Here is a 16,479-nt window from a genome sequence, read left to right as displayed (position 1 = left end):
TCATCGTTCGTTGCTCCGGCGCTTGTCGAGGAAGGCCCGCAGGCCCTGGGTGTGGTCGTCGGTGGAGGAGTTGAGGGCGGCCAGGCGGCGTTCGGTGCGGATGCCGGCGGAGAGGGGCGTCTCGAAGGCCGTCAGCACCGCCTCCTTCGCCAGCCGGACCGCGGTCGCGGGGTGGGCGGCGATGGTGCGGGCCGCGTCGTGGGCGGTGCGGTCGAGCTGGTCGGGGGGTACGACGCGGCTGACGAGACCGGCGGCGAGGGCTTCGGGGGCGGTGATGGTGCGGCCGGTGAGGATCATGTCCATCGCCAGGGCCTTGCCGACCGCGCGGACGAGGCGTTGGGTGCCGCCCGCACCGGGGATCGCACCGAGACGCAGCTCGGGCTGGCCGAAGCGGGCGGTGTCCGAGGCGATGACGAGGTCGCAGATCATGGCGAGTTCGCAGCCGCCGCCCAGGACATGGCCGTTGACCGCCGCGACAAGAGGGATGCGGGTGGCGTACAGGGCCTCCCACAGGTCGCTGAAATCATCGAGGTACGTGCCGACCGGGCCGGACTCCGAGAGTTCCGCCAGGTCGGCGATGTCGGCGCCGGCCGCGAAGAGGCGTTCCGTGCCGCTGATGACGACGCAGCGGACGTCGGGGTCGGTGTCCCAGGCGCGTACGGCGTCCAGCAGAGCCGTCATCATGGCGCGGCTCAGCGCGTTGGCCGCTTCGGGGCGGTGGAGGCGGACGTGGCCGACCGCGTCCTCGGTACGGGTCAGAATGGTGCCGGTGCCGTCAGCCATCGTGGGTCAACTGCCTGACGACGGCGTCCCGGTGGGCCTTGACCCGGTCGGCCCGTTCGCCGGGCCACTCGTAGAAGCCGCGTCCCGACTTGGCGCCCAGAGCGCCTTCGGCCACCAGTTTCCTCACGGACTCCGGCACTTCGGCCGAGCGGCTCAGCTCGGGCATCAGGATCGCCGACACCTGCTCGACCACGTCCAGCCCGGCCAGGTCCATCAGCTCCAGTGGGCCGCAGGCCGCCCAGCGTGGGGCGAGCGTCGTACGGACCGCCAGGTCGGCGTCCGCCACGGAGGTCACGCCCGAATCCACCAGGTGCAGCACCTCGCGCAGCACCGCGTACTGGATACGGTTGACGACGAAGCCGGGGACATCCGCCCGTACGACGACGGGCAGCTTGCCGAGCCGCCGGGTCAGCGACTCGGCGCGCTCCATCGCCCTCGCGGAGGTGGCCTCGCCGGCGACGAGTTCGACGAGCGGCATGACCGGCGCGGGATTGAACCAGTGCATGCCGAGGAACCGGCCGGGATCGTCAAGTGCCTTGCCCAGCAGGGTGATCGGCACGCTGGAGGTGTTGGTGGTGAGCAGGCAGTCCGGTGTCACCGCGGCCTCGATCGAGGCGAGGACGTCCTGCTTGAGGGCGACCACTTCGGCGACGTTCTCGCTCACCACGTCCGCGCCGTCCAGCGCCTCCGACAGCGAACGCGTGCGGAGGACCTCGTCCGGGACGAGAGCGCGCGCGGCGTCCAGGGTGGCTTCGCTGCGGGACCACAGGGCGACCCGGCAGCCCGCTCGGGCGAAGACCTGGGCGATGCCCGCGCCCATGGTCCCGGCGCCGATCACCGCCACGGTGGGCAGTTTCTTCTCCGGCATGTCTCTCTCCATTCGGGGGCTCAGATCGCGCCACGGGCACGCAGGCCCGCGATCTCGTCGGGGCTCAGCCCGAGCGCGGCGGCCAGCACCTCGTCCGTGTGCTGCCCGAGGACCGGCGCGGGTGCGGGGGCGGCGGGCCGTGCTCCGGAGAAGCGGACGGGCTGACGCATCACGGCGACCTCGCCGGCCACCGGGTGCCGTGCGGTGCCCAGCAGCTGTCGCTGCCGCGCGTGGTCGCTGTCCAGGGCCTCCTTGAGGCTCCAGATGGGACCGGCCGGTACGCCCGCCGCCTCCAGCCGGCTCACGGCCTCGTCGACCGTCAGGCCACGCGTCCAGTTCTCGATCAGTACCCGGAGTTCGGCGTGGTGGCGGGCGCGCTGGGCGTCCGTGGCGAAGCGGGGGTCGTCGAGGAGTTCGGGCATGCCGGTCTCCTTGCACAGACGGGCGAAGAGGGCGTCGTTGGCGACCGCGAGGACGACCTGTCCGTCGCGGGCGGGGAAGCTGTCCATGGGGGCGGAGACCGGATGACGGTTGCCGATCCGCTCGGGTTCGGTGCCGTCGGCGGTGAACTGGGACAGCGACACGACGAGCAGGGACAGCACGGAGTCGAGCATGGCGACATCCACGTGCTGCCCGTGCCCGGTGACGTCGCGTTGCCGGAGCGCGGCCAGGGCACCGTACGAGCCGTACATCCCGGCGACGACGTCGCCGATGGACTCGCCGACGCGGGTCGGGCCGGTGCCGGGCCAGCCGGTGAGGCTCATGATGCCGCCCATGGCCTGGATGATGTGGTCGTAGGCGGGGCGGTGGGCGAGTGGTCCGGTCTGGCCGAAACCGGAGATGCTGACGTACACCAGGCGCGGGTTGACGGCGGCCAGGGTGTCGTAGTCGATGCCGAGGCGGGCGGTGACGCCGGGCCTGTAGTTCTCGATCAGGATGTCCGTGTCGCGCACCAGGCGGTGCAGCAGGTCGCGGCCCTCGTCGGACTTCAGGTTGAGGGTGATGCCGCGTTTGCCCCGGTTGAGCATCATGAAGTACGAGCTCTCGCCGTTGATGTGCGGGGCGAAGTGCCGGGAGTCGTCGCCGGCGCCGGGCATCTCGACCTTGGTGACCTCGGCTCCGAGGTCACCGAGCAGCGCCCCGCAGAGCGGACCGGCCAGGACCCGGGAGAGGTCGAGGACCTTGACGCCGGACAGCGGGCCTTTCTGATCTGCGTTGTTCTCGCTCGTCACCGTGCTCTTCATCGGGCCAGTCCTCCCACTACTGCTTCCACGGCCGCCACGAGGCTGCCGTCCGCGACCAGCTCCCGGGCCGCCGCGAGGTCGGGGTACATCTCGCGGTCCTCCTCCAGGGCGGCCACCCGCTCCCGGACCGCTCGGTACGCGGCCCCCGTCCCGGCTCCCGGGCGCAGGGTGCCGTGGTGCTCCAGCCCCTGCGCCGCCGCCAGGATCTCGATGCCGAGGCCCTGCTGTGCGTACTCGACCGCCTGCCGGGCCTGCCAGCCGGCGGGGACGCCCATGCTGACGTGGTCCTCCTGCATCGCCGAGGTCGGGATGTTGTGCACGGAGGCGGGCTGGGCGAGTGCGCGGGCCTCGGCGGCCAGCGAGGCGGCGACGTACTGCGGGATCATGAAGCCGGAGTCCTCGCCGCCGGGGGCCGCGAGGAAGGCCGGCAGTTCGCTGAAGTGGGCGTTGGTGAGGCGGTCGGTGCGGCGCTCGGAGATGTTGAGCAGGTGGGTGACGGCGATGGCGAGGACGTCCAGCGCCATCGCGACCGGGGCGCCGTGGCCGTTGCCGCCGGTGTGGGCGGTGAGCTCGTCGCCGGCGACGGAGAACAGCGGGTTGTCGGTGACCGAGTTGGCCTCGATGGCGACCGTGCGCTCGGCGTAGTCCAGCGCGTCGCGCACGCTGCCGTGGACCTGGGGCGCGCAGCGCAGGCTCAGCGGGTCCTGGAGGCGGTGGTGACGGTGCGCCGCCACGATCGCGCTGCCGTCGAGCAGGGCGCGCAGGTTCGCGGCGGTGGCCGCCTGGCCGGGGTGCGGGCGGACCTGCTGGACGCGGGGGTCGAAGGCGCGGTCGTTGCCGCGCAGGGCCTCCAGGCTCATCGCCGCCGCTATGTCGGCGGCGGCGGTCAGCAGCCGGGCGTCGTGGACGGCGAGCGCCGCCATCGCGGTCACCTCGTACGTGCCGCTGACCAGGGCGTGACCCTCGCGGGGGCCCAGTTCGAGAACGGGCAGACCGGCGCGGCGCATCGCCTCGGCGCCGGGCAGCAGCTCGCCCTCGAAGTACGCCCGGCCGAGACCGGCCGTGACCAGGCCGATGTGTGCGGTGCCGATCAGATATCCGACCGAGCCGCGGCCGGGGGACCAGGGGGTGACGCCTCGGTTGAGCATCGCGACGAGGGTCTCGACCAGACCGAGGCCCACTCCGCTGCGGCCCTGGGCCATCGCCCGCACGATCAGGAGGATCATGGCGCGCATGACTTCGGGCGGGTAGGGCTCGCCCACCCCGCAGGCATGGCTCTTGAGCATCTTCAGCTGGGCCGACGACACGTGCTCCGGGGCGACCGACACGTCGTAGAGGTCGCCGACACCCGTGGTGAGCCCGTAGACGGGCGGTCCGTCCGCGTCGAGGCCCGCGAGCATCCGGACGCGCATGTCCTTGACCGCCAGGGCGGCTTCCTCGGTGAGCAGCACCGGGGCGCCGTGCCGCGCCACCGCCACGATGTCGTCAATGGACAGCGGCGTGGATCCGATGGCCACCGGCTCCCGAGAATCACTCACGGTATTCCTTCCCAGCGGTGCGTGTGTATGGAATCGGACGCTACGGACGCCCGGTTTCACGTCTTGCTCGCCGAGGTTTCTGCCCGATGAAACCCGATTGCCACCAGGTGGCAGAGCGGCCTGCTCAGGATGTCCTTTCGGGCTCCGCGCATATCTGTGGCAGTGCAATCCTGCCTTTCTGGGAGCATTTCCCCTGCCGGGCAGTGACTCTTCGTGAGCAAATCGCCACCATGTGTTTCGCGTATTCCGTCTGGTGGCAATCGGGATTCACTCAACAGAAACCGTACTGAATACATCTGAAAAGAACCGTCTCTAGTGTTGCCACCTATTCAGGAGGTGGGGCATGGGCGAAACGTCGACACGGACTGCGGAGCGGGCGATGGCTCTGCTCGGCGTGGTCTGCGAGCACGGGGCCATCACCCTGGCGGAGAGCGCCCGGGAGACCGGGCTGGCGGCCAGCACCGCGCTGCGCCTCCTGCGCGCGCTGGAGAACGGCGGTTTCGTGCGACGCGAGGTCGACGGATCGTTCCGCCCCGGCACCCGGATCGTGCAGTTCGGGGCACGGGCCCTGAGTCACGAGTCCCTGGTGCCGTACTGCCGCGAGGCGATGGAACGGATCGTCGCGGTGACCCGGGAGTCGGTGTACCTGAGCATCCCCTCTCACGAGGACACCGCCCTGTACATCGCGATCACCGAGGGCACCCACTCGGTCCGGCACACCAGTTGGGTGGGCCGGACGATCCCCCGGCGCGCCAGCGCGGTCGGGGCGGTGTTCGCGGGGGAGACGCCGGCCCGGGGTTACGTCGTCGTGGAGGACGGCGTCGAGAACGACGTCACCGCGATCGCGGCACCACTGCTCACCGGGTCCAGGGTGATCGCCGCCCTGAGCGTGGTGGTCCCCGACTACCGGCTGCGCGGCGACAAGGTCGTACGGATCGGGGCCCGGCTCGCCGGTGAGGCCCACGACCTGTCGCGTTCGCTCGGCGGGCAGCTACCGCCGCCGGCACAGCCGGCACAGCCGACATACGGCACCGTAACGGAGAGAGTGTCATGATCCGATTCGACAACGTCACCAAGGCATATCCGGACGGTACGGTCGCCGTCGACCGGCTCAGTCTGGAGGCACCGACCGGGAAGATCACCGTTCTGGTGGGGCCGTCCGGCTGCGGCAAGACCACCTCCATGCGCATGGTCAACCGCCTGATCGAGCCCACCTCCGGCACCATCACGCTGGGCGGACAGCCGGTCTCCGGGACCGACGCCACCGAGCTGCGGCGGAAGATCGGTTACGTCATCCAGCACGCCGGCCTCTTTCCGCACAAGAACGTCGCCGACAATGTCATGGCGCTGCCCCGGCTCCTCGGGCTCGGCCGCCGCGAGGCCCGGACCCGGGCCCTGGAACTGCTGGAACGGGTCGGCCTCGGCCCGCAGTTCGCCGACCGCTACCCCTGGCAGTTGTCCGGCGGCCAGCAGCAGCGCGTCGGTGTCGCCCGCGCGCTGGCCGCCGACCCGCCCTACCTGCTGATGGACGAGCCGTTCAGCGCCGTCGACCCGGTCGTACGCGCCCAGTTGCAGGAGGAGTTCCTCCGCCTCCAGCGCGAGATCGGCAAGACGATCGTGCTGGTCACCCATGACATCGACGAGGCGCTCAAGCTCGGCGACCAGGTCGCGGTGCTCCGCGAGGGCGGGCGGCTCGCACAGGCCGCGGCCCCGGCCGAGCTGCTGGCCCGGCCCGCCGACGCCTTCGTCGCGGGCTTCGTCGGCCGTGACCGGGGCTACCGGGCGCTGGGCTTCGCCGGTACGGGAGACGGCGTGACTCCCGCCGCCGAGCCTGCCGTCGTGCTCGGCGCGACGCGCGCCGAGGCCGAGGCGGCGGCACTGGACGGCTGGATCCTGGTCACCGCCGCCGGCGGTGAGCCGGTCGGCTGGGCCGCGCTCGACCGGCTCGACGGCGACCGGGTCACCGAGCGGGACCTCAACCTCAGCGCCACCACGGCCCGGACGGACGGCACCCTCCGCGAACTGCTGGACGCGGCACTGTCCTCTCCCAGCGGTCGCGGTGTCCTGGTCGACGCCGAAGGACACCTGGCCGGGACCGTGTCGCCGACAGCCGTGGCCCGCGCGATCGAAGAGGCCGCGTCGGCGACCGCCCCTGCGGGGGCCACCGCTGGGTCCGTCGAGCCCGCCGCCGGGTCCGCCGCCGAGGCCCCCGCCGGGAGCCACCTGTGACCGCCGCGGAATGGCTCCGCCACAACGCCGGAGAGATCGCCGACCTCACCGCATGGCACCTCTGGCTGTCCGTACTGCCGCTGCTCATCGGCCTGCTGGTCGCGCTGCCGCTGGGTCGGCTGGCCCACCGCAGCCGTCGGCTCTACCCGCTGCTGGTGGCGCTGGCCGGGCTGGTCTACACGGTGCCCTCCCTCGCTCTGTTCATCCTGCTGCCGAAGTTGCTCGGCACCCGGATCCTCGACCCGGTCAACGTGGTCATCGCGCTGAGCGTCTACACAACGGCGCTCCTGGTGCGGGTCGTGGCCGACGGGCTGGCGGCCGTACCCGCCGACGTCATCCAGTCCGCCCACGCCATGGGCTACCGGTCGCACCAGCGGCTGATACGGATCGAACTGCCCATCGCCGTACCGGTCATCGCCGCCGGGCTGCGGGTCGCGGCGGTCTCCAACGTCAGCATCGTGTCGATGGCCGCGCTGCTCGGTGTGCCGCAGCTCGGCTCGCTGTTCACGCAGGGCTTCCAGCTGCACTTCTTCACCCCGATCGTCACCGGCGTCGTACTGAGCCTGGTCATCGCGCTGGTGCTGGACGGGCTGATCCTGCTCGCCGGCCACTCGCTCACCCCTTGGCAGCCCAGGAGGTCCGCCCGATGAGTACGAGCATCACCGGCTGGCTCACCGATCCCGTCAACTGGAGCGGTCCCGACGGCATCCCCGCCCAGAGCCTGGCCCACCTCGAACTGTCCGGCACGGCGCTGGCCATCGCCCTCGTCATCGGCGTGCCCGTCGGCCTCCTGATCGGTCACACCGGGCGCGGCGCCTTCCTGGTCGGCGGCCTCGCCAACGCGTTGCGTGCCCTGCCGACGCTGGGTGTGCTGATGATCGCGGTGCTGCTGATCACCCCGCACATCGCCTCCGACCTGGCGTTCACCATTCCGAGCCTGATCGTGCTCGTCCTGCTCGCGGTGCCGCCGATCCTGACCAACACCTACGCGGGTGTCTTCGCGGTGGACGCCGCCGCCGTCGACGCCGCGCGCGGCATGGGCTGGCGTGGCCGGGACATCCTGCTGCGCGTTCAACTGCCGTGCGCGCTGCCGCTGATCCTGTCCGGGATCCGGGCCGCGGCGCTGCAGATCATCGCGACCGCGACCGTGGCTGCGTACGTCTCGCTCGGCGGTCTCGGCCGGTTCCTCATCGACGGCCTCGCCCAGAGCGACTACGCGCAGATGGCGGGCGGAGCGATCCTCGTCGCCGCGCTCGCCCTGGCCGTCGAACTCCTCCTGCTCGGGCTGGCCAGGCTCCTCGTCTCACCCGGCCTCACCCGCAGGGTCTCCCGCCGCGCTTCCCCTCCCGCAGTACCGGCATCCGCCACCGCCACCGCACAGTGAAGAGAGTCCCATGAACAGCGCGTCCACAAGAAGCAAGAAGCTCCTCGGCCTCGCGGCCCTGACCGCCACCGGCGCCCTCGTCCTCACCGCGTGCGGCAGCGGCGGTGACCCGATGAGCGCCGGCGCCACGGCCGGCGCCTCGTCCGCCGCCGACACCATCACCGTCGGGTCGGCGAACTTCACGGAGAGCCAACTCCTCGCCACCATCTACGCGGAGGCGCTGAAGGCCAAGGGCGTCAAGGTCAAGACCCGGCTGAACATCGGCAGCCGGGAGACGTACATCCCCGCGCTCAAGGACGGCTCGATCGATCTCCTCCCGGAGTACACGGGCGCGCTGCTCCAGTACTTCGACCCGAAGACGAAGGCCAGCAGCCCGGCCGAGGTCTCCGCCGCGCTGACCAAGGCGCTGCCCTCCGGCATCTCCGCGCTCAAGCAGTCCACGGCGGAGGACAAGGACGTGCTGGCCGTCACCCAGAAGACGGCGACCGCCCACGACCTCACCACCATCTCCGACCTCGCCCCGGTGGCCGGCACGATGGCACTGGGCGCACCGCCGGAGTGGAAGACCCGGGTCAACGGCGTGGTCGGGCTGAAGAGCGTCTACGGGCTGTCCTTCAAGAAGTTCGTCTCGCTGGACGCCGGAGGCCCGCTGACCCTCGCCGCCATCACCAACAACCAGGTGCAGGTCGGTGACCTGACCAGCACGGACCCCGCCATCGCCAAGAACAAGCTCGTCACCCTCAAGGACGACAAGAACCTCTTCCTGGCCGAGAACATCCTGCCCGTCATCAACACGGGCAAGGTCACCCCCACCGTCACCAGCACCCTCAACGCCGTGTCCGCTGCGCTGACCACCGAGGAACTCATGGAGCTGAACGGCAAGGTCGCCAAGCTCGACGACATGAGCGACGTCGCCAAGGCCTGGCTCACGTCCGCCGGTCTGAGCTGATCTCCATCGCCTACTCAGCCTCGTCTCACGTTCTCTCGCTGATCCGGGTCTTCGAACTTGAGCGGTGTGCCCTTCGTGTGCGCTGACTGACAGTCACTGCATGGTGGTGGGGCTGTGGGACTGTAAGACGTCCGGTGTAACTCCCGATCATGGAAGATGCACCGATGACCAGTGAGAACGTGACCGATCCCAAGCCTGTCGAGTCGGCGAGGGCCGTGGACGACCAGTTGATCGACGAGCTGGTGCACCGGGCCCAGGCCGAGGGCCTGTAGCTGACAGGCGAGGGCGGGCTGCTGCAGCAACTGACCAAGCGACTGCTGGAGTCCGCCCTGGAGGGCGAGATCACCGACCACCTCGGCTATGACACGCGACACCAGAAGGCCGCTGACGTGTCCCGCGTCTTGTGCGACCGCAACATGCCCGTAGACGTCCCGGCTGCGACTACGGCCACAGAGGCTCCGTCCCGAGGCGGAGTCTCTGCGCGTTGGAAAGGAAAACCGCTGTACGAGGGTTTCTATCCTGTTGACTGAACTGGGCGGACGCGGCGGCTGCTGTGGTAAACGTCCAACTCATCGACTCCCAGGGGCCATTGAGGGGCCGCAAGGACTGGAACAGACCGACAAGCACTGCACAGGGCTGACATAGATCGACACGTCTGACCTGCAAGAACGGCGTGAATCGGCACCATGCCGACGTGGCCACAAGTGGACTCGGCGGCCACTGGCAGGCCGCGCCCGCAGCGCGCCAAGCGGTGCTTGAGAAGCTCTACTCGACGCTGCCGACCAGTACGGAACCGATCGGTGCACTGCCGGCCACCCCGTCATGGGAGTGCTGGCGTGGCGGTCGCACCGAAGGCCGACTGATCGGCGGGTGATCAACCGCAGCCTCCCGTCTGCACCGTCCTGCCGAGTTACGGAAGCGGCAGCACCCACAGGTCCAGGTTGCAGAAGCCATGGGCGTCACCCAGGTTCGCGTCGCGCGCATCGAGAAGGGGCAACTGGAGCGCAGCGAGGTCGACGCCCTCGCGGCCTACGTCAAGGCGCTCGGCGGCAAGTTGAAGGTAGTCGCCGACTTCTTGGCGCCCGGGAGGCGCCGCAACGCGAATGAGCGGGGGTGCAAGACGGACATGGCGAAACTCCGCCACGAATGTGTCAGCCGTGCGGCACGCCTGCTATCGGTTTGCCACCGAGGAACTCCTCCAGGATCTCGGTGAACCGCGCCGGCTGTTCCTCGGCTGCGTAATGGCCGCAGTCGTCGAGGACCACCCCGGTGACGTCGTCGGCCGCCAGCCGCATCGTCTCGGCGACCATCGCGCCGCTGTACCGCGCGCCGCCGATGGCGAGCACCGGCAGCGTCAGCCGGGTCTTCCTGCGCTGCTCGTTCTGCGCGATCGTCTCGTCCAGCGCCCGGTAGTACGCGAAGCTCGCCCGCAGCCCGCGAGGATCCGCGACGATCGCATCGACGTAGACGTCGACGGCGTACGCGGGGATCGCGTCCGGGGTGGCTGCCTTCTTGGCGAACTGGTAGCCGAAGAAGAGCCGCTCCCGCCCCCGGACCAGGTCCTCGTTGAGGTCGGTGAGCCGGTTGAAGCCGAAGTGCCAGAGCCGCTGGTTGACCGCGGCCGGGCTGAAGACCGACGGGGTCGGCGTGAGGCCGGGGACGATGGCGTCGACGACGGCGAGCCGGCCCACCCGCTCGGGGTGATCGGCGGCGAGGGCGTATCCGGTCCACATGCCGATGTCGTGGCCGACCACGTCGAACCGGTCGTGCCCGAGCGCGGCCATCAACGCGACCAGATCGGTGGCCAGTGTGCCGGCGTCGTACCCGTCGTCGGGCTTGTCCGAGAGCCCGGCGCCGCGCGAGTCGACGGCGACGACGGTGTGCTCGCGGGCGAGCGCGGGCATCACTTTCCGCCAGGCGTACCAGGTCTGGGGCCACCCGCCGACCAGCAGCAGCGCGGGGCCGTCCCCGCCGGTGACCGCGTGCAGCCGCAGTCCGTTCACCTCGACGAGGCGGCTGGTGAAGACGTCGGTGAACCCGTCGGGCAGCCGCAGCGAACTCAAGGTTGTCATGCCGACGACCATACCCATCTTTGAACGATCGGTACAAGATGTGTAGGCTGACGGACCATGGCAGGCCGCAAGCAATTCGACGTGGACGAGGCGCTACGACGTGCGATGCACGTCTTCTGGCGCTGGGGCTATTCGGAGGCCTCGATCGATCGCCTGACCGAGGGCACGGGCCTGGGCCGGGGCTCGCTCTACGGCACCTTCGGCGACAAGAGCGCCCTCTTCCGGAAAAGCCTCCAACGGTACGCGCAGACCTACCACCCGCTGTACGAGCAGGCACTGTCCGGCCCCCACCCGAGCCCGAGCGCCGTTGTGGCCGCCTTCCTGCAGGTCACCCTGAACCGGATCGCCGACCCGACGGTCCCGGATGGCTGCCTGCTCACGGTGTCGGCAACGCAGTTCCCGGCGCTCGACGCGGAGGGCCGGACGATGGTCCGCGCCATGATCGGCGGTTTGCGGGCAAGGCTGGAGCAGGCCTTGCTGGCGGCGGGGGCCGATGAACAGGAGGCTGCAGAGCTGGCGTTGTGCACGCTGGCGACGAACAAATCCCTGGCGGTGCTGAGCCGTGCCGGCTTCTCGAGCGAAGACCTGGCAACCGTTGCCGCAGCCGCCGCCCGGATCCCTGGGCGACCACATCCACTATCGGGAGGGTAAATCCAACGGCGGATCCGACGGTCATGGGAGAGGCGCCAAGTGACTGACACCGCGGTGGAGTTGGAGGCCGTGGAACCTGTCGAGAGCACCATGTCCGGGCAGCCTGCACCCGTGTCGGATGAGCGACTGGTCGCGATGCTGGTGGAACGGGCCCGGTCGGAGTGGCTGCAGTTGACCGGTCAGGGCGGCCTGCTGCAGCAGCTGACCAAGCGGGTCCTGGAATCTGCCCTGGAAGGCGAGATCACCGATCACCTCGGCTACGAACGCCACGATGCTGTCGGCCGGGGCGGCGCCAACTCCCGCAACGGGAGCCGGGCCACGACAGTGCTGACCGACGTCGGGCCGGTGGAAGTGAAGGTGCCCCGCGACACTGCCGGCTGCTTCGAGCCGCAGATCGTCAAGAAGCGACAGCGGCGCCTGACCGGCATCGACGGGATGGTGCTCTCCTTGTCCGCGAAGGGCCTCACTCACGGGGAGGTATCGGATCATCTCGCCGAGGTGTACGCCGCCGAGGTGTCCAAATGTCCAGCGCATCGTCGGCGTCGAGGGACCGGGGCTGCCCCTGGGCGTCGAAGTCTTCTTTTCCGGTGGGCTGGTTGTCGCGTGTGACGGGTGGGGCGCGAAAATTCGCGTGCATGATGTGTTGAAGTTGCGGGTATTGCGTGGTCAAGATGTGTTGAGATCATGTGCACGACACTTGGTGAGTCGGAGCCTGTCGGACGTCGTGCTCGGAGGGCGCGCGAAAGCCCTGCCGGCACGTCGTGACCTGTCGGACGTACTTTCCAGTTGGACGGAACAGACGAACTATGAGCACGAGCGACTTACCCGACTCCGCGCCGCGCTCGGACCCGGCGCCACCTGCCGCTGGGTCCCCGGTGGTCGGGGATGCTGTGGGCGCGATGCGTAACGCGCGCGCCCAACTTGCCGAACTTCTGGGCCGTACACCGGAGTCGGTCTCGGCGATCAGCCGCGACGGGACGGGCTGGCAGGTCGACGTCGAGGTCGTGGAGCTGGAGCGCATCCCCGATTCCACCAGCGTGCTTGCCGTCTACCGAGTGACGCTGGACGCCGACGGTCTTCTTCTCGGCTATGCCCGCAGCCGCCGCTACACCCGAGGCCAGGTCGACCGGCAATGAGGGCGTGCGAGGCGCGCAGCGACCGTGATGCCGGTCCATCGCCTCCCTCGGAGTGACGTGGACCCTTGCGCACGGCTGCCCCGCCTGCTGTTGCGGCGTCCATGTCTGCGACGCCCTCACCCCTGACCCGGTTGCGCCGGTCCGGGATCTCGGCCCGGTCGTCGTACGCCGACCGCACGGCAACCCACCGCCGGCGCTCGCCCCGAACACCCTCGCCCCACCTCTGAGAGGGAACCTCACCGATGACCGTACTTGCCCAGACCGCCGCACCCCGAGCCCAGAAGACCGACGGAGGTCTCTACGACATCCTCGACCTGATCCTTGACCGCGGACTCGTGATCGATGTCTTCATCCGAGTGTCGGTGATCGGTATCGAGGTCCTGCGAGTCGACATCCGCATTGTCATCGCCAGCGTCGACACCTACCTGCGCTTCGCGGCGGCGACCAATCGCCTGGACCTGGAGAACCGCGGTACTCCTGTGCTGACTCCAGCGCCCGTGGCGTTCACGCCGGGCCTGCCCACCGCCGTGGCATCCGGAGGTCAGGCGGCTGTCCCGCCAGGCGTCGTGGCAGCTCCCGCTCCCGGTGGTGTCGTCGTGCAGGGGCAGCCCGTCACCGGCTGGCCGTCCGGTACCGGTGCTGCGGTCCCCGTCGTCGGGGACCTGGGACAGACGGTGGGGCAGGCACTCGGGGCGGTCGGCCGGACGGTCGGTGGCGTCGTCGGCGCCGTCACCCCGACCGTCGGGGGACTGGCCGGCAGCGTGGTGCCTACGGTCGGCGGGGTGGTCGGCACGGTGGGCCGGACGGCCGGCACCGTGGTGGGGGCCGTCACCCCGGCAGTGGCGACCGGGGTGAGCACTGTCGCCCCGGCGGCCGGTACCGCCCCGGTGACGGATCCCGCGGTGCACAGCGCCGCCGAGATCGCTGTCGTGGAGCAGGAGACGGTGCACGCAGCGCAGGAAGTGGCCGACGCTCCGGGGCCGACCGCGGCCGACCACGAGCAGGCTCCCACCGCACGCGGCAGGAGCCGGGGCGGCAAGGGACAGCAGGGCGGGGAGGCCTGACCGATGCCGCTCTACCTGTATGCGGTCACGGACGCGGACCATCCGCTGCCCGTCGACGGTGCCACCGGGATCGGGGCCTCGCCCGCGCCCTTGAGGGCGCTGCGCGCTGCCCGGGTGGCCGCCGTAGTCAGCGAGGCTCCAGCTCAACTGCGCGCCAAGCGAAGAGATCTGATGGCTCATCAGAACGTGCTGTTGATGCTCGGTGCCGCCGGCGCCGTGCTGCCCCTGCGCTTCGGCACACTCGCCCCCGACGACGGCGCGGTGCGCCGCGCGCTGGTGGACCAGGAGTCGTTGTTCACCGATCGACTCCGAGAGGTCGAGGACCGCGTCGAGTTCAATGTCAAGGCCCTGCAGGACGAGGACACCGCCCTGCGCGATGTCCTGCGGGACAGTGCCGAAGCCCGACGCCTGAGCGCCCGCACGCGGGACGGCGCAGGCTCGCACGACGAGCAGGTGGCCCTCGGTACGGTCGTCGCCGCCGGGGTCGAGGCACTGCAGGCGCAGCACGCCCAGGACATCACCCGCCGACTGGAGCCGCTGGCTCACCGCACCACCGCGGGTGATCCGACGGGAGAGGTCTTCCTGAACCTGAGCCTGCTGATCGAACGCGGGCAGGCCGACACGTTCGCCGCGTCCGTGGGCCGGGTTGCCGAGAGCCTCGGTCACGGGCTGGAACTGCGGGTGACCGGACCTCTTCCGCCCTACAGCTTTGTCTGAAGGCGTCACCGTGACCGCCCCTCACCCCACCACCACCTCCCGACTGGAAGGAGCGCGCCGTATGGGTCTGTTGAGTGGCCTGCTCGGTCTGCCCCTGGCTCCGCTGCGCGGGGTCGGCTGGGTACTGGAACAGGTGGTGGAGGAAGCGGAGCGGCAGTACGCCGACCCGGCCCCCATCCACCGTGAGCTGGCCGAACTGGAGACGGATCTGCGGGCCGGCCGTATCACCGAGGAGGAGTTCGACCTTCGGGAGGACGAACTCCTGGATCGTCTGGAACAGATCACGACCGGCAGTGGCGAGGATCTGGCCGGCTCCGGCGGTCAGGCACCACAGGAAGGCCATCAGTGACCGATGCCCTGTCCCGACGGTCAGGTGCCCTGTCGCCCCAAGCGGGCGGCGCGGGCAATCTGGCCGACATTCTGGAACGCGTCCTCGACAAGGGGGTCGTGATCGCAGGCGACATCAAAATCAACCTGCTCGACATCGAACTCCTCACCATCAAGCTGCGGTTGCTCGTCGTCTCCGTCGACACCGCGCGCGAGATGGGCATCGACTGGTGGGAGCACGACCCGACGCTGTCCTCTCGCGCCGTACGTCCCGCCCCGTCACCCGACCCCGCCCGCACGGCGGAACTCGCCGCCGAGAACGCGCGCCTTCGCGCCGAACTCCAGTCGCTCAACGCCCGGTTGAAGGAACCTGATGCTCTCTGAGGCCCACACCCCGCCCGCAGCAGACCTTACCGAGGCGGTCTACGCGTACGCAGTACTGCTGCGGAACGAGGCGGCCGAGCGGGCCGCCCGAGAACTGCGCGGCGTCGACGGGCTGCCGGTACGGATCCTGTGCGGTGCCGACACAGCCGCGGTCGTCAGCGACGTACCCGCCGACGCCTTCGGCGAAGAGGCCATCGCGCAGCGGCTCGACGACATCACCGAACTGGAACGCCTGGCCCGCGACCACCACCTGGTGATCGCCGCACTGGCCTCCCAAACGGCAGTGCTACCCCTCCGGTTGGCCACGGTGTACCTCGACGACGACAGCCTGCTGCGACGTCTGCACGCCGACGACGGCCACTTCCGCACCACCTTGAACCAGCTGGAGGGCCACGACGAATGGGGCGTCAAGATCTACGCCCACCCACCGACCACCACCCCGCCCCCGGGGGACCGGCCACGCTCCGGGCGTGACTACCTGCGAGCGCGCCGCACGAGCCGAGACGGCCACGACCTGGCCCACCAGGCCGCCGCCGACCTCGGCGCACGAGTGGACCGTACGCTCGCGGAAACGAACCTGGCCGCCGACGTACGGCACCATCGTCCCCAGCCGGCTGCCCTGTCCGCGAAACCGGGGGAGAACGTCGTCAACGTGGCCTACCTCGTCCCGCGAAAGCACACGCGGAACTTCCAGGACCACGTGGAGGCGCTCGGCGCCGGGACTGTCGGCGTCCGACTCGAGATCACCGGACCCTGGGCCCCTTACTCCTTCGCCTCGCCCCCGCCGGAACAGGCCGAAAGGGCGGACCCCACGATCCCGCGGACGACGCCGTGACGGTCAGTGGGGCCAGCGGCCTGCCCCACGCGGAGGTCGCTCTGGTCGATCTCCTCGACCGGCTCCTGGCCGGCGGTGTCGTCATCACGGGAGACCTCAGCCTCTGCATCGCCGACGTGGAACTGGTCCGCATCTCCCTGCGCGCCCTGCTCACCTCGGTCGAGGCAGCCACGGAAGGAATCCTGGCGTGACATCACACGACGAGCCCGCACCCGGCCGGCTCCCAGGCTCGCGTACATCGCCCCAGCCTCTCGACTCGGAACGCCCGCTTCCTCTCGGCGCTCAGGCGACGCCGGCA

19 protein-coding genes and 3 pseudogenes are annotated in these 16,479 nt (G+C 70.2%); 17 read left to right on the top strand and 5 right to left on the bottom strand.

The genetic code is table 11. From position 1 onward, the window contains the following. The 4 genes from PV734_RS37785 to PV734_RS37770 are packed head-to-tail and all read right to left on the bottom strand — an operon-like array spanning position 1 to position 4,433. On the bottom strand, positions 1-783 hold the full coding sequence (locus tag PV734_RS37785) for an enoyl-CoA hydratase-related protein (RefSeq protein WP_319093300.1): 783 nt from the start codon (positions 781-783) through the stop codon (positions 1-3). Next, positions 776-1,651 (bottom strand): 3-hydroxyacyl-CoA dehydrogenase family protein, encoded by an 876-nt coding sequence (locus tag PV734_RS37780; RefSeq protein WP_319093299.1) that lies wholly within the window; start codon positions 1,649-1,651, stop codon positions 776-778. Before PV734_RS37780 ends, PV734_RS37785 begins: the two co-directional genes overlap by 8 nt. A gap of 20 nt (positions 1,652-1,671) precedes the next feature. Further along, positions 1,672-2,895, bottom strand: a complete 1,224-nt coding sequence (locus tag PV734_RS37775; RefSeq protein ID WP_319293909.1) for a CaiB/BaiF CoA-transferase family protein — start codon at positions 2,893-2,895, stop codon at positions 1,672-1,674. Beyond that, on the bottom strand, positions 2,892-4,433 hold the full coding sequence (locus PV734_RS37770; protein ID WP_319293907.1) for a histidine ammonia-lyase: 1,542 nt from the start codon (positions 4,431-4,433) through the stop codon (positions 2,892-2,894). The genes PV734_RS37775 and PV734_RS37770 overlap by 4 nt, the downstream gene beginning before the upstream one ends. Positions 4,434-4,776: 343 nt before the next feature. On the opposite strand from PV734_RS37770, the gene PV734_RS37765 reads away from it, so the two are divergent. From PV734_RS37765 to PV734_RS37730, 8 genes and pseudogenes are all read left to right on the top strand, one after another. Next, entirely contained in the window at positions 4,777-5,487 is a 711-nt protein-coding gene (locus PV734_RS37765) for an IclR family transcriptional regulator (RefSeq protein WP_319293905.1), read from the top strand. Continuing rightward, entirely contained in the window at positions 5,484-6,662 is a 1,179-nt protein-coding gene (locus PV734_RS37760) for an ABC transporter ATP-binding protein (protein WP_319293903.1), read from the top strand. The genes PV734_RS37765 and PV734_RS37760 overlap by 4 nt, the downstream gene beginning before the upstream one ends. Further along, positions 6,659-7,312: an ABC transporter permease gene (locus PV734_RS37755; protein ID WP_319093294.1), complete on the top strand. Its 654-nt coding sequence runs from the start codon at positions 6,659-6,661 to the stop codon at positions 7,310-7,312. The genes PV734_RS37760 and PV734_RS37755 overlap by 4 nt, the downstream gene beginning before the upstream one ends. Further along, complete coding sequence (locus PV734_RS37750; protein WP_319293901.1) at positions 7,309-8,046, top strand: ABC transporter permease; 738 nt, start codon at positions 7,309-7,311, stop codon at positions 8,044-8,046. The genes PV734_RS37755 and PV734_RS37750 overlap by 4 nt, the downstream gene beginning before the upstream one ends. 10 nt (positions 8,047-8,056) lie before the next feature. Beyond that, positions 8,057-8,995: an ABC transporter substrate-binding protein gene (locus PV734_RS37745; protein ID WP_319293899.1), complete on the top strand. Its 939-nt coding sequence runs from the start codon at positions 8,057-8,059 to the stop codon at positions 8,993-8,995. A gap of 164 nt (positions 8,996-9,159) precedes the next feature. Then, positions 9,160-9,360: pseudogene (locus tag PV734_RS37740) on the top strand (IS256 family transposase); the annotation flags it as partial. Between the two features lie 329 nt (positions 9,361-9,689). Further along, entirely contained in the window at positions 9,690-9,869 is a 180-nt protein-coding gene (locus tag PV734_RS37735) for a hypothetical protein (protein ID WP_319293897.1), read from the top strand. 18 nt (positions 9,870-9,887) lie between these two features. Beyond that, positions 9,888-10,208: an XRE family transcriptional regulator gene (locus PV734_RS37730; protein WP_319294033.1), complete on the top strand. Its 321-nt coding sequence runs from the start codon at positions 9,888-9,890 to the stop codon at positions 10,206-10,208. Here PV734_RS37730 and PV734_RS37725 read toward each other — a convergent pair. Continuing rightward, on the bottom strand, positions 10,147-11,067 hold the full coding sequence (locus PV734_RS37725; RefSeq protein ID WP_319293895.1) for an alpha/beta hydrolase: 921 nt from the start codon (positions 11,065-11,067) through the stop codon (positions 10,147-10,149). The genes PV734_RS37730 and PV734_RS37725 overlap by 62 nt on opposite strands. A gap of 57 nt (positions 11,068-11,124) precedes the next feature. On the opposite strand from PV734_RS37725, the gene PV734_RS37720 reads away from it, so the two are divergent. The 9 genes and pseudogenes from PV734_RS37720 (at position 11,125) to PV734_RS37680 (ending at position 16,372) form a co-directional block, all read left to right on the top strand. Next, a complete protein-coding gene (locus PV734_RS37720) occupies positions 11,125-11,718 on the top strand; it encodes a TetR/AcrR family transcriptional regulator (protein WP_319093290.1) in 594 nt (197 codons plus the stop codon). Positions 11,719-11,853: 135 nt separating this feature from the next. Further along, positions 11,854-12,240: pseudogene (locus PV734_RS37715) on the top strand (transposase); the annotation flags it as partial. A 284-nt stretch (positions 12,241-12,524) separates the two neighbouring features. Further along, positions 12,525-12,854: a gas vesicle protein gene (locus tag PV734_RS37710; protein WP_415924329.1), complete on the top strand. Its 330-nt coding sequence runs from the start codon at positions 12,525-12,527 to the stop codon at positions 12,852-12,854. A 242-nt stretch (positions 12,855-13,096) separates the two neighbouring features. Further along, positions 13,097-13,321, top strand: a pseudogene (gene gvpJ, locus PV734_RS37705) (gas vesicle protein GvpJ); the annotation flags it as partial. Positions 13,322-13,921: 600 nt separating this feature from the next. Beyond that, positions 13,922-14,635, top strand: a complete 714-nt coding sequence (locus PV734_RS37700; RefSeq protein ID WP_319293893.1) for a GvpL/GvpF family gas vesicle protein — start codon at positions 13,922-13,924, stop codon at positions 14,633-14,635. Positions 14,636-14,696: 61 nt separating this feature from the next. Beyond that, on the top strand, positions 14,697-14,984 hold the full coding sequence (locus PV734_RS37695) for a gas vesicle protein GvpG (protein WP_319093288.1): 288 nt from the start codon (positions 14,697-14,699) through the stop codon (positions 14,982-14,984). Then, a complete protein-coding gene (locus PV734_RS37690) occupies positions 14,981-15,346 on the top strand; it encodes a gas vesicle protein (RefSeq protein WP_319093287.1) in 366 nt (121 codons plus the stop codon). Before PV734_RS37695 ends, PV734_RS37690 begins: the two co-directional genes overlap by 4 nt. After that, positions 15,336-16,181: a GvpL/GvpF family gas vesicle protein gene (locus PV734_RS37685; protein WP_319293891.1), complete on the top strand. Its 846-nt coding sequence runs from the start codon at positions 15,336-15,338 to the stop codon at positions 16,179-16,181. The genes PV734_RS37690 and PV734_RS37685 overlap by 11 nt, the downstream gene beginning before the upstream one ends. Then, on the top strand, positions 16,178-16,372 hold the full coding sequence (locus PV734_RS37680) for a gas vesicle protein (protein ID WP_319093285.1): 195 nt from the start codon (positions 16,178-16,180) through the stop codon (positions 16,370-16,372). The genes PV734_RS37685 and PV734_RS37680 overlap by 4 nt, the downstream gene beginning before the upstream one ends. The last annotated feature ends 107 nt before the right edge of the window (positions 16,373-16,479 follow it).

Source organism: Streptomyces sp. AK08-02 (assembly GCF_033795085.1).
GTDB lineage: Bacteria > Actinomycetota > Actinomycetes > Streptomycetales > Streptomycetaceae > Streptomyces > Streptomyces echiniscabiei.
The sequence above is the reverse complement of the archived record's forward strand: the minus strand, read 5'-3'. Positions and strand labels throughout refer to the sequence as shown.